The following is a 10936-nucleotide window of genomic DNA, read 5'->3' as shown; positions in this document are numbered from 1 at the left end:
CTCGAAGAACCTCGGGGCGCTGCCGGTGCTGCAGACATGCCATTTCGCCGCGATGGCATTCGAACACCAGCTACCGTCGATCGCGCACCTCAGAGCCCGAAAAGGAGGGTATCGGCCATGAATGCTCGTCGCGTAGTCAGCGCCGCGATTGTGATAGCTGTTGTACCAATCGGTTTAGTCCTCGCAGGCGGGGTAGCGCAGGCCGATCCGCCAGCGCCGGGCGATCCCTGCTCGGCATTGCACGCAACAACGACGGATGCCCAGGGGAAGCCGATGTGGTGCAACCCGATGATGACCGGCACTCATGACTTCGTCTGGCAGTACGGCGGACCGGCCTAGGGACCCGGCTGCCACCCTTGGTTGAGCACGCACATCAGTCCCCGTCCGTCGGGAGACTGTGCTGCGGCGTCCTGGCCGGGCGGGCACGGTGCACCGATCTCCTGGACGCCGCGCAGTGGCGATGACGCCACCCAGTTGCCCGACTGGCCGTACGCCGACACGCAGGCCGCGGCAACAGAGATGTGGCACACGCAAACGATGAATTGCTGCGCGGTTCGGCAAATCGATCATCGGCTATCTGCACCCGGAAGACCTTTAGACTGACGCGGTGCCCCCAAGTTTCGCCGACGTCGCCAACGCGCAATACGTTCTGCTGACGACGTTCACCAAAGACGGCCGGCCCAAGCCGACTCCGGTCTGGGCCGCCTCCGAAGGCGACCGCCTGCTGGTCATCAGCGAGGGGAAGGCGTGGAAGGTGAAGCGAATCCGCAATACCCCGCGGGTCACGCTGGCCGTGTGCGATATCCGCGGTCGCCCGAAAAGCGAACCGCTCGAGGCGACCGCGACCATCCTCGACAAATCCCACACGGCTGCCGTTTACGACGCGATCGCCCGCGAGTACGGGGTGATCGGTCGGGTCTTCAACTTTTTCAGCAGGTTGCGCGGCGGCATGCAGAACAACGTCGGCTTGGAACTGCGCCCGGCGAACTGATTTACGCGGGCTCTCGCAGGTGTTCGCCGAAGAATGCGAAGACCCGCGCCCACGCATCCTCGGTGGCGGCCTGGCTGTAGCCGAATCCGGCAATCCGGAGCAGCGGCTGGGCGGGCAGCTTGTTGGCGAAGCTGTGCCCGGCACCCGGATAGACCTTGACGTCGTTGGTGATGCCTTTTTGGTCGAGCACCCGTTGCAGCTTTTTGGGCGCGCCGACGCCTAGCGGATCACGGCCGCCGAAGCTGGCCACGATCGGGCAGGCCCCGCCCAGCGTTTCGCTGAGCTCGCGGGGCAGGGGAGTGCCGTAAAACGGTGCCGAGGCGGCAAAACCCTTGGGCGACATGACCAATGAGAACCCACCGCCCATGCAGAACCCCGCGATGCCCACGCGGCCGGTGCATTCCGGTAGCGCCAGCAAATGGTCACGGGCCGCCAACACGTCATCCAGAGCGCGTCCGCGTTTGGTCAGTAGGTCCCGCATGACTTTGGTGACGCATCGCGCCCAGCCACCCCGCGCGAACATGTTCGGGGTCAGCGCGACGTAACCCGCCGCGGCGATATGGCTGTTAATCGACTGCTTGTCCGGTCCGTAACCCATCGCGTCGTGAATCACCACCACGCCCGGCCAGGGCCCCTGCCCGTCGGGGACGTCGAGCAGCGCATCGATGGGTCCGGCCGGGGTATCGATCTCGATTGTCGTCACCACAGCCATCTAACCGTGCTGCGGCGGTCGGCGGAACTCCCGCGCCCGCCCGCGACGTTGCCATCTCATGGTGTCGCGACTCTTTGTGCTCTATGCCGTCGTCGAACTCGCGGTGGTGGTCGCGTTGGCCTCGACCATCGGGCTGGGCTGGACCCTGCTGCTGTTGCTGGCCGCCTTCGTCGCCGGAATGACGTTGGCGGGTTCGCAACTGAAGCGCCAGCTCACGCGGTTGCGATCCGGGCTGACCACCCAACAGTCCCGCGCGGCCGGCGACGGCGCACTGGTTGCGCTCGGCACGGTGCTGGTGGTGGTTCCCGGGCTGGTCACCACCGCTGCGGGGCTGCTGCTCCTGTTACCGCCGACCCGGGCCGTCGCCCGGCCGGTGCTGACCGCGCTGGCTGTTCGCGGTATCGGCCGCCGTGTGCCGCTGATTACCGTCGCCACGGTCGGCGCCGACCGATACACCTCGGCGCCACGTCCCCGGCCGGATTACATCGACGGCGAGGTCATCGACGTCACTGACGTCGCCGACGTCACAGTGGTCGACCCGCCGGCCTTGCCGGGCGAGCCCAAGTAGACGCTATACAGCGTGACGAACGTCCCCACCACGCTGTTGGTGAACGGCAGGGTGCACAGCCCGACTCATCCCGATGCGACCGCGATGGCGCTCCGCAACGGAGTAGTGGCGTGGCTGGGTAGCGACGACGTCGGCCGCGGCCAGTTTCCCGATGCTGAGGTGGTCGATCTCGACGGCGGCTTCGTCGCGCCGGGTTTCGTCGACAGCCACATTCATCTCACCGCCACCGGTTTTTCGCTGACCGGGCTGGATCTGCGGGCTTCGACGTCGCAGCGCCATTGCCTGCAGCTCATCGCCGACTACGCCGCCGCGCATCCCGGCCAGCCGGTCTGGGGTCACGGTTGGGATGAAACCTCGTGGCCGGAGAATGGCGCACCGAGCACCGCCGACCTCGACGCAGTGCTGGGTGATCGGCCCGCCTACCTGGCCCGCGTCGATGTGCACTCGGCGCTGGCCTCGACCGGCCTGCGCAAGCTGGGCCCAGGACTGCCGTCGGCGATCGGATTTGCCGAACAGCGGCCGCTAGTCGGCGACGCCCATCACCTGGTGCGCGCCGCCGCCAGAGAGCTGTTGACGGATTCCCAACGCACCGAGGCCCGACTGGCCGCGCTCGACGCCGCCGCCGGCCACGGGATCGTCGCGGTCCACGAATGCGCCGGCCCCGAGATAGGCGGACTGGACGACTGGCGGGAACTGTGTGCAATCAACCATGGCGTTCAGGTGACCGGCTACTGGGGCGAAGCGGTGACCAGCGCAGCACAGGCGCTCGCGCTCGTCGAGGACACCGGTGCCGCCGGGTTGGCCGGTGACCTGTTCGTCGACGGCGCTCTCGGCTCACGCACCGCCTGGCTGCATGAGCCCTACGCCGATGCCTCGGATCGCGAGGGGAGCTGCTACCTGGATCCCGAGGTCATCGCCACGCACGTGCGGGCCTGTACCGAAGCCGGTGTGACGGCGGGTTTCCACGTTATCGGTGATGCCGCGGTCGCCGCGGTCGTCACCGCTTTCGAGCGTGTGGTCGACGACCTCGGTGTGGCCGCGCTGGCCCGTTGCGGCCACCGCTTGGAGCACTTGGAGATGGTCACCGCAGATCAGGCAACCAAGCTGGGCGTGTGGGGCGTCATGGCCAGCATGCAGCCCAATTTCGACGCGCTCTGGGGCGGCGCTGACGGCATGTATACCCGCCGTCTCGGTGTCGACCGAGCAGGGCTTCTTAACCCATTTGCGCTGTTAGCATCCCAAGGCGTGGCCCTCGCGTTCGGATCCGACGCCCCGGTAACCGGCCTCGACCCCTGGGCGACGGTCCGCGCAGCTGCCAACCATCACACACCGGGCAGTTCGGTCTCCATGCGGGCGGCATTTGCCGCGGCCACCCGCGGTGGCTGGCGCGCCGGCGGCGTCCGAGACGGGCTGACGGGCACCTTGGTTCCGGGCGCACCCGCGTCCTATGCCGTCTGGGACATCGGAGACCTCAGCGAGCTCGAAGCCAGCGCGCCTAGCGACGCCGTGCAGCGGTGGTCGACCGATCCGCGCTCAAGGGTGCCCGCCTTGCCGCGGCTGGGCCCGACCGATGCATTGCCCCGCTGTCGGCAAACCGTGCACAGGGGTGCCGTCATATATGGCTAAGCGCCTCAGGCGGTTTGACCGCCGGATGCGGCCCGGCGAGGACACAGAGGTCATCCCGGCGGTCGAAGACGATGACACCGGCGTAATCCCCGCCCAGTACGACGACGATGAGGATGACGACGACGACACCGAGGCCGATCTCGAACCGAACGGCAACCGAGTCGCTGAACTAGCGTCGCAGCTGGGCCAGCGACTGGTCCAGCTCGGCGGTGTGATGCTGGCATGGCTGGGCAACCAGCTGCGGACTCGGTTGCCGCAATTCGGCACAGCGCTGCAGCCACGCTTGACACGGCTTAGCGCCGCGATCCTCGCCGGTCTGCTGCTCTGCTCGAGCTACCCCGGGTTCAACTGGTGGTGGGCGGCCATCCTCGCGTTTGCTGTGCTGGCCTGGGTGCTGACCCGCCCGGCCACCACACCGCTGGGCGGATTCGGTTACGGCTTCCTCTTCGGCCTGGCGTTCTACCTGCCGCTAATCCGCTGGGTCAGCCTCCTCGTCGGCGCCGTACCCCTACTGGCGCTGGTGCTGTTGTGCTCGCTGTTTCCGGGGATTTTCGGTCTGCTGGCCGTCGTGGTGCGCCACCTTCCCGGCTGGCCGATCTGGTTCGCGGTGTTGTGGGCAGCACAGGAATGGTTGAAGTCGACGATCCCATTTGGGGGATTTCCGTGGGGCGTGGTGGCTGCCGGTCAGACCGATGGCCCGTTTTTGCCCTTGGTCCGGCTGGGCGGCGTTCCACTGCTGTCGTTGGCGATCGTGCTGATCAGTTGCAGCGCCACCGCGATCGCATTCGAGATCGCGTCGTGGCTACGGGCCTCCCGCGCGCAGGCGGCCGAATCGCCACCGGCGGTGATGCTGCCGGCGATCTGCATCTGCCTGGTGTTCTTCGCCACCGCCGCAATTTGGCCGCAGGTCCGCCATTCCGGCACCGGATCGGGCAACGAACCCGTCGTCACCGCTGCGGTGGTTCAGGGCAACGTGCCGCGGCTCGGCCTGGAGTTCAACGCGCAGCGTCTTGCGGTGTTGGCCAACGATGTCCGGGAGACCCGCCAGCTGGCCGACGACGTGCATGCCGGGCGCGCGCCTCAACCTGACTTCGTGGTGTGGCCCGAGGACGCGTCGGAAGTCGATCCGCTGCGCAATCCCGATGCAGCGCAGCAGATCTCAGCGGCCGTCGAGGCGATCGGCGCGCCCATCCTGGTTGGTACGGTGCTTGACATCGCGGGCCGGCCGTCCAATGCCCCGGCGCAAACGAACACGGTGATCGTCTGGAACCCGAAGACAGGACCCGCCGACCGGCACGACAAGCGGATCGTGCAACCGTTCGGGGAATACCTGCCCTGGCGGGGCTTCTTCCGGCATCTGTCCGGGCTCGCTGACTGGGCCGGTTATATCGTCCCGGGTACCGGCACCGGCGTGGTGCGCGCCGCTGGTGTTCCGGTGGGCGTCGCGACCTGCTGGGAAGTGATTTTCAACCGCGCGTTGCGCGACTCGGTCCGCAACGGCGCCGAGGTGCTCGCGGTGCCCGCGAATAACGCCAACTTCAACCAGACCATGAGCGAGCAACAGCTGGCCTTCTCCAAGGTTCGCGCCGTTGAGCTCGACCGCTACGCCGTGGTCGCCAGCAACGTGGGAATCTCCGCGCTGGTCACACCCGACGGCCGCGAGCTGGCCCGGACCAGCTTCTTCGAGCCGGCGTACCTGGCCAACCAGGTACGCCGCAAGACAACATTGACGCCGGCCGCCAAGTGGGGCCCGGCCGTGCAGGGAAGCCTCATCGTGACAGCTGTTGCCGTCCTGCTCGCTGCAATGCTGCACAATGGATGGTTCACAGAGATCAACCGTCGTCGGTCAGAGCTGGCAAAGAACTTCAGGCCAGCAAAGGAAAAATTCGACGACGACCTGCTCGGCGACGACGAGGTAGCTGACGGCGAGCTCGACGAGTACGGCGACGACGCTGCGCTCGACGAAGGCGGTCGGCACTCAGCCCGGCATGGGCCAGAAGAAGGAGACACATGACCACCGGTGATTCGGTGCCGCAGGGCGCTGCGGGCGATCGCCCCACTCTGCGCACCCTGGTGATCATTCCCACCTATAACGAGCGGGAGAACCTCCCGCTGATCATGCGGCGACTGCACCAGGCTCGTCCCGAGGTGCATGTTCTGGTCGTGGACGACAGCAGCCCCGACGGCACCGGACAGCTCGCCGACGAGCTGGCCGCGGCGGACCCGGACCGGGTCCATGTCATGCACCGCACCGCCAAGGATGGTCTGGGCGCGGCGTACCTGGCCGGGTTCGCCTGGGGGCTCAGCCGGCAATACACCACGCTGGTCGAGATGGACGCCGACGGCAGTCACGCGCCCGAACAACTGCACCTACTACTCGGAGCCGTCGATGCCGGAGCCGACCTGGCCATTGGTTCGCGCTACATCGCCGGCGGGAATGTGCAGAACTGGCCATGGCGGCGCTGGGCGTTGTCCTGGACGGCCAACACCTACGCGCGGCTCGCCCTGGGCATCGGCATTCACGACATCACCGCCGGTTACCGGGCCTACCGTCGGGACGTTCTGCAAAAGATCGACCTGGATGCCGTCGACTCCAAGGGTTACTGCTTCCAGATCGATCTGACCTGGCGGGCGATCAGCAACGGCTTCACCGTCGTCGAGGTGCCCATCACGTTCACCGAGCGTGAGCTCGGGGTGTCCAAGATGAGCGGATCCAATATCCGCGAAGCGCTGGTCAAAGTCGCCCAGTGGGGCATCCGCGGCCGGTTGCATCGCAACCGCGCGGTGTCGGGTCAACCTGTGAGCTAGCCGACTACTGAGCGAATACTGAGATAAACCTGATCTGATCCCGTAGCCTCCGTTGACGATTGGGTTGGCGCCGGCGGCCGACCCACCCCCACGCCCATGCCCACGCCCGCGGGAGGGAAGCCATGTACCGCATCATCACATCCGTCACTCTTGCCTCGGGGGGCGTCGCGGCGGCCGCGTCCCTGGCGATGGGCGTCGCCGCAGCGGATCCCGACGCCGCGGCTGTCACGGTGCCTGATCCGTTTGGCGTGACCTTCGTGGGTGACCCGGATATCACCTACCAGACTGGCAACGCGACTGAAGATATCGCCTACGGCCACCAGACATTGAACTTCGATTCGGCTAACTTGTCGCCGTCCGTGGAACAGTTCTTCCTCAACAATGTGACAGTGGATGGCCGTCCGCTCAACCTCGAGACCAATCCGCTTATCGCCAACAATCTGCAAACCGACGTCATCGACAAGCTGGAGTCGAACGGAGCCGCTCAACAACAGATTTTGCTTCCCGCCATCCCCGGCACCAACATCGAAAGCGGTGTCATCGGCATTCACAGCTTGGGTGACGGCTACGGCTATGAATACATCGATTTGGTCGGACCCGGTACGACGAGCCTCAATAGCAATGGCGTCGACCATGCCGTCGGCGCCTTCTTGGTGACGCCGAGCGGCACCTACGACGTGTCGCACTGGGAGAACGGCGGCGACTACGGCGGTCAGGCCTACCTGGAAAGCCAACTCTTGAACTACACCAACCCGGTGTCCGATCCGTTCGGTGTCATGTTGGTGGGGCAGCCTGATATCACGTATCAAACCGTCGACGTGCTTGCCAATGACGCCTATGGCAGCCAGACGGCCAACTTCAATTCCAGCGACATGGCGCCGTTTGTGGAAAGTTTCTTCACCAAAAACGTGACGGTGGATGGCCAGCCGTTCAACCTGACCACCAATCCGCTCACCGTTTCCGATCTGACGACCCACGTTATCGACAAGGTCCAGTACAACGGGCTATTCGACGGATTCTCTGATCAACAGATCCTGCTGCCGAGCATTGCCGGCACCAACATCGAACACGGCGTGATCGACATTGAGAACCTGGGCAACGGTTACAGCTACGACACCATCGACCTGGTCGAATCTGGCAACACCAATGCCGTAGGCGCCTGGTTAGTTACGCCGACCGGCGATTATGACGTGTCGGCATGGGCGGTCCCCGAAGTCCAAATGTTCGATCCGGCCGCCTTCGACCCCAGCACGTACTTCCCGTTAGATGGCCTGGTGCCGCCGCCAGGTTTCGATTTCTAACCGGCGGTCAAACTCAGCTGCCGCGGCGGCGTGTCCTGATCAGGTCCAGGCGCTCCTTGAGCAGTTCGTCGAGCTCCTCCACCGAGCGGCGCTCCAGCAGCATGTCCCAGTGCGTGCGGGGCGGCTTGACCTTTTTCGGCTCCGGCAGGTCACCCTCGATCAGGGTGCCCTCCATCCCGTTACGGCACAGCCAGGTGCCGGGGATCTCGGCGTCGTCAGCGAACGGAACATCGAATTCCTCGCCGTTGTCGGTGCGATACCGCGCGATCTGGCGTGGCGCCAAGTCGTGATTGCGGTCGGTTTCGTAACTCACGGCTCCAAGGCGACTGCCTCTTAGGACGCGATCAGCCATTGGTACCCACTCCTCTTAACCTCTTCTCAGTAGCCAGCGCCCTAGACAACGTTTGGGGCGGTATGCAGAGTTCCCCAGGGTTTCCGCGTACAAGTTCGCGACTCGACCATCCATGATACCGGGATCGGAGTAGAACCCCGACTAAAGTCGGCCGCGTGAGCCGTCGCGTCCGCCCGCAGCCGTGCCGCTGGTGTGGACGTGCCATCGATTCGCTCGACAGCGGCCTGGGCCGTCGCCGCCAGTACTGCAGGCAATCGTGTCGGCAACGGGCCTATGAGCAGCGAGCCTCCATCACCGAGGTTAGAGGTGCGTCGCTGCCTGCCGACGCGGTGGTCCTGTCCGCTGTCGAGGCCGCTGACCTGTCAGACCGGGTCTACCAGGTGCGATGCGCCGCGGAAGACGTTGCGACGGCGCTCGACGAAGGGGCCGGGGCTACCGAGTTACGCGAACTGTGCCATGCGCTGATGCAAGCCGCGCAGGCCGCCGACGGCTGGCGCTGACTGGGCAGGCCCCGCGTTTAGCCTTGGCTAACCGCTGACGGGTACAGTTCCGCCATGGATCGCTGGTGCAACGCCGGAATTGGCTGCGGAACCAGGCCACCAATCGGGCGAGCAAGTCGGTGCACAGCGCCACTTCTCCGGGTATGAAGCCGGGTGCGTTTGACCCGGCTGCTGCGCTCCGGGCCGCATTCTCCGCTCCAGCGACCACCTAAGTTAGGCGAGGGGTAGCGACATGGTTGACCAACTTCAGCATGCGACTGAAGCATTGCGGAAAGCGCTGGTCCAGGTCGACCGCCTCAAGCGAAAGAACCGTGCACTGCTGGAACGGTCCAGCGAACCGATCGCAATCGTCGGGATGGCCTGCCGCTTCCCCGGTGGGGTGGATTCCCCAGAAACCCTGTGGGACATGGTGGCTCAAGGCCGCGACGTGATGTCGGAGTTTCCGAGCGACCGCGGCTGGGATCTGGCCGGCTTGTTCGATCCCGATCCCGACGTGCCGCACAAGTCGTATGCGCGTGCCGGTGGTTTCGTTGACGATGTCGCGGGTTTCGACGCCGGATTCTTCGGTGTCGCGCCGAGCGAGGCGCTGGCGACGGATCCGCAGCACCGCATGCTGTTGGAGTTGTCGTGGGAGGCGTTGGAGCGGGCTGGAGTTGACCCGACCACGTTGCGAGGTAGCGCAACCGGCGTTTTCGCCGGAATCATCGCTCAGGGCTACGGCATGCTCGCCGAAGGCATCGAGGGCTACCGGCTCACCGGCATGACGTCGAGCGTGGCGACCGGCCGCGTGGCCTACGTGCTGGGGTTGGAGGGCCCGGCGGTGTCGGTGGATACCGCGTGTTCGTCGTCGCTGGTGGCGCTGCACATGGCGGTGCAGTCGTTGCGGTCGGGCGAGTGCGACCTGGCGCTGGCCGGCGGTGCGACCGTGAACGCCACCCCGACCGTGTTCGTCGAATTCAGCCGGCACCGCGGCTTGTCGCCGGACGGCCGATGCAAGCCGTTCTCGCAAGCTGCCGACGGTGTCGGCTGGTCCGAGGGCGGCGCGATGTTGGTGGTGGAACGCCTCTCGGATGCCCAGCGGCTGGGTCATCCGGTGGTGGCGGTGGTGCGCGGTTCGGCGGTCAATCAGGACGGCGCCTCCAACGGGTTGACAGCCCCCAACGGGCCCTCCCAGCAGCGGGTGGTGCGTGCGGCGTTGGCCAACGCGGGGCTTACTGGTCCCGAGGTCGATGTGGTGGAGGCCCACGGCACCGGCACCACGTTGGGCGACCCGATCGAGGCCCAGGCTTTGTTGGCGACGTATGGCCAAGACCGTGTTGAACCGCTGTGGTTGGGGTCGATCAAGTCGAATATGGGTCACACGCAGGCCGCGGCGGGGGTGGCCGGAGTGATCAAGATGGTGCAGGCGATGCGCCACGAGCTGTTGCCGGCGACGTTGCATGTCGATGAGCCCAGCCCGCACGTGGACTGGTCGGCAGGGTCGGTGGAGTTGTTGACCGAGGCGCACCGCTGGCCGGCCGAGGGTCGGGTGCGTCGGGCGGGGGTGTCGTCGTTTGGAATCAGTGGCACCAATGCGCATGTGATCATCGAGGCCGCTCCCGCGGTGGATGAGGCGGCCGAGCGGGGGATTGCGCCGCCGGTCGTCCCGTGGGTGATTTCGGCCAAGACCGCGGCGGCGGTATCGGCGCAGGCGACAAGGCTGGGCGAATTCCTCGGCGCACGTGAGCAATTGGATGACGCCGACGTGGGCTGGTCATTGGCGGGTCGGTCGAAATTCGAGCATCGGGCGGTGGTGCTCGGCGCAGAGCGCCAGGAGTTGCTCAACGGTTTGGCTGAACTCGCGAACGGACTGCCGGGCGCCTCGGTAATCCAGGGGCATGTCACACCGACGGGTAAAACCGTGTTCGTCTTTCCCGGCCAAGGCTCCCAATGGCTCGGTATGGGCATCGAATTGCTCGACACCGCACCGGTTTTCGCTGAGAAAATCAACGAATGCGCAAAGGTGTTCGCCGAATTCGTCGACTGGTCACTCCTCGACGTGCTGCGCGGCGCGCCGGGCGCGCCGGGGGTGGTCCGCG

Annotated in this window: 11 protein-coding genes; 8 read left to right on the top strand and 3 right to left on the bottom strand. The window is 65.9% G+C overall.

The features are described 5' to 3' along the window. Positions 1 to 335 precede the first annotated feature (335 nt). Entirely contained in the window at positions 336 to 530 is a 195-nt protein-coding gene (locus tag WBF82_RS00785; RefSeq protein WP_424381205.1) for a hypothetical protein, read from the bottom strand. A 77-nt stretch (positions 531 to 607) separates the two neighbouring features. On the opposite strand from WBF82_RS00785, the gene WBF82_RS00780 reads away from it, so the two are divergent. Then, positions 608 to 991 carry a PPOX class F420-dependent oxidoreductase gene (locus WBF82_RS00780; RefSeq protein ID WP_424381204.1) on the top strand — a complete coding sequence of 128 codons (384 nt, stop codon included), beginning with the start codon at positions 608 to 610 and terminating at the stop codon, positions 989 to 991. 1 nt (position 992) lies between these two features. Here WBF82_RS00780 and WBF82_RS00775 read toward each other — a convergent pair whose 3' ends face one another. Then, positions 993 to 1694, bottom strand: coding sequence for a dienelactone hydrolase family protein (locus tag WBF82_RS00775; RefSeq protein WP_424381203.1), 702 nt, complete (start codon positions 1692 to 1694; stop codon positions 993 to 995). Positions 1695 to 1761: 67 nt separating this feature from the next. Here WBF82_RS00775 and WBF82_RS00770 point away from each other — a divergent pair, with 67 nt between their 5' ends. The 5 genes from WBF82_RS00770 (at position 1762) to WBF82_RS00750 (ending at position 8006) form a co-directional block, all read left to right on the top strand. Next, positions 1762 to 2271 carry an FxsA family protein gene (locus tag WBF82_RS00770; protein WP_424381202.1) on the top strand — a complete coding sequence of 170 codons (510 nt, stop codon included), beginning with the start codon at positions 1762 to 1764 and terminating at the stop codon, positions 2269 to 2271. 84 nt (positions 2272 to 2355) lie between these two features. Further along, complete coding sequence (locus WBF82_RS00765; protein ID WP_424381206.1) at positions 2356 to 3897, top strand: amidohydrolase; 1542 nt, start codon at positions 2356 to 2358, stop codon at positions 3895 to 3897. Next, positions 3890 to 5911, top strand: a complete 2022-nt coding sequence (lnt, locus tag WBF82_RS00760) for an apolipoprotein N-acyltransferase (protein ID WP_424381201.1) — start codon at positions 3890 to 3892, stop codon at positions 5909 to 5911. Before WBF82_RS00765 ends, lnt begins: the two co-directional genes overlap by 8 nt. Continuing rightward, positions 5908 to 6705, top strand: a complete 798-nt coding sequence (locus tag WBF82_RS00755) for a polyprenol monophosphomannose synthase (protein ID WP_424381200.1) — start codon at positions 5908 to 5910, stop codon at positions 6703 to 6705. The genes lnt and WBF82_RS00755 overlap by 4 nt, the downstream gene beginning before the upstream one ends. A gap of 122 nt (positions 6706 to 6827) precedes the next feature. Continuing rightward, a complete protein-coding gene (locus WBF82_RS00750; RefSeq protein WP_424381199.1) occupies positions 6828 to 8006 on the top strand; it encodes a hypothetical protein in 1179 nt (392 codons plus the stop codon). A 13-nt stretch (positions 8007 to 8019) separates the two neighbouring features. On the opposite strand, the gene rbpA is transcribed toward WBF82_RS00750, so the two are convergent. Then, positions 8020 to 8358 carry an RNA polymerase-binding protein RbpA gene (gene rbpA, locus WBF82_RS00745; RefSeq protein ID WP_424381198.1) on the bottom strand — a complete coding sequence of 113 codons (339 nt, stop codon included), beginning with the start codon at positions 8356 to 8358 and terminating at the stop codon, positions 8020 to 8022. A gap of 155 nt (positions 8359 to 8513) precedes the next feature. On the opposite strand from rbpA, the gene WBF82_RS00740 reads away from it, so the two are divergent. Both WBF82_RS00740 and WBF82_RS00735 read left to right on the top strand, forming a co-directional pair. Continuing rightward, positions 8514 to 8858: a hypothetical protein gene (locus WBF82_RS00740; RefSeq protein WP_424381197.1), complete on the top strand. Its 345-nt coding sequence runs from the start codon at positions 8514 to 8516 to the stop codon at positions 8856 to 8858. 232 nt (positions 8859 to 9090) lie between these two features. Beyond that, a partial coding sequence (locus WBF82_RS00735) for a type I polyketide synthase (protein WP_424381196.1) occupies positions 9091 to 10936 on the top strand: 1846 nt, incomplete at its 3' end.

The sequence above is a fragment of the Mycobacterium sp. genome (assembly GCF_049673265.1).
GTDB lineage: Bacteria > Actinomycetota > Actinomycetes > Mycobacteriales > Mycobacteriaceae > Mycobacterium.
The sequence above is the reverse complement of the archived record's forward strand: the minus strand, read 5'-3'. Positions and strand labels throughout refer to the sequence as shown.

What these genes read in the sequence shown, in the direction of transcription:
- WBF82_RS00770 (WP_424381202.1), top strand. Translation starts at nt 1,762, where the DNA reads ATGGTGTCGCGACTCTTTGTGCTCTATGCCGTCGTCGAACTCGCGGTG.
- rbpA (WP_424381198.1), bottom strand. Translation starts at nt 8,358, where the DNA reads ATGGCTGATCGCGTCCTAAGAGGCAGTCGCCTTGGAGCCGTGAGTTAC.
- WBF82_RS00755 (WP_424381200.1), top strand. Translation starts at nt 5,908, where the DNA reads ATGACCACCGGTGATTCGGTGCCGCAGGGCGCTGCGGGCGATCGCCCC.
- lnt (WP_424381201.1), top strand. Translation starts at nt 3,890, where the DNA reads ATGGCTAAGCGCCTCAGGCGGTTTGACCGCCGGATGCGGCCCGGCGAG.
- WBF82_RS00750 (WP_424381199.1), top strand. Translation starts at nt 6,828, where the DNA reads ATGTACCGCATCATCACATCCGTCACTCTTGCCTCGGGGGGCGTCGCG.
- WBF82_RS00765 (WP_424381206.1), top strand. Translation starts at nt 2,356, where the DNA reads ATGGCGCTCCGCAACGGAGTAGTGGCGTGGCTGGGTAGCGACGACGTC.